The sequence below is a fragment of the Pseudomonas sp. 43(2021) genome (assembly GCF_017490805.1).
Taxonomy (GTDB): domain Bacteria; phylum Pseudomonadota; class Gammaproteobacteria; order Pseudomonadales; family Pseudomonadaceae; genus Aquipseudomonas.
In genome coordinates, this window is the sequence record NZ_JAFGYJ010000296.1 from 1 (window position 1) to 508 (window position 508).

General features: G+C 61.4%; 1 protein-coding gene and 1 pseudogene. One reads left to right on the top strand and one right to left on the bottom strand.

Annotation, left to right across the window (positions count from 1 at the left end; genetic code table 11):
• Nucleotides 1-121: pseudogene (locus J5M71_RS27295) on the top strand (glutathione S-transferase); the annotation flags it as partial.
• A 130-nt stretch (nt 122-251) separates the two neighbouring features.
• Here the strand turns inward: J5M71_RS27295 and J5M71_RS27300 are convergent.
• On the bottom strand, nt 252-508 hold a 257-nt coding region (locus J5M71_RS27300), incomplete at its 5' end, for a CBS domain-containing protein (RefSeq protein WP_207838652.1).

The window sequence follows — 508 nt, forward strand, 5'->3', positions numbered from 1 at the left end:
GCGCTGGGCGGGGAGCCGCGAGCATCTGCGTCAAACGCGCCCGGGGTTCTATGCGTGGTTGCAGCGGATTGACCGGCACCCGGTGCTGGCGCCGGTGTTTGCCCGGCATTGGCCTTCCTGAACACACCGCAAAACCAATTGTAAGAGTGAGCCTGCTCGCGATAGCGGTTTGTCAGTCAATGATGCTGTCACTGACAGACCGCTATCGCGAGCAGGCTCACTCCTACAGGACGTGTGGCGGATTTTGGAGATCACTCCCCGCGAATGTACTGCTCCAGCTGCTTGATCAGCTCCGCCTGTTCGGCAATCGCCTCTTTCACCAGGTCGCCGATCGACAGCAGGCCGATCAGCTTGCCGTTTTCCACCACCGGCAAGTGGCGCAGGCGTTTGTCGGACATGATGCCCAGGCAGGTGTCGACGGTCTGGTGGGTGTCCACGGTGATGACATCCTTGACCATGATGTCGCGCACCGGCGTGCCGACCGAAGAGCGCCCGTGCAGTACCAGTT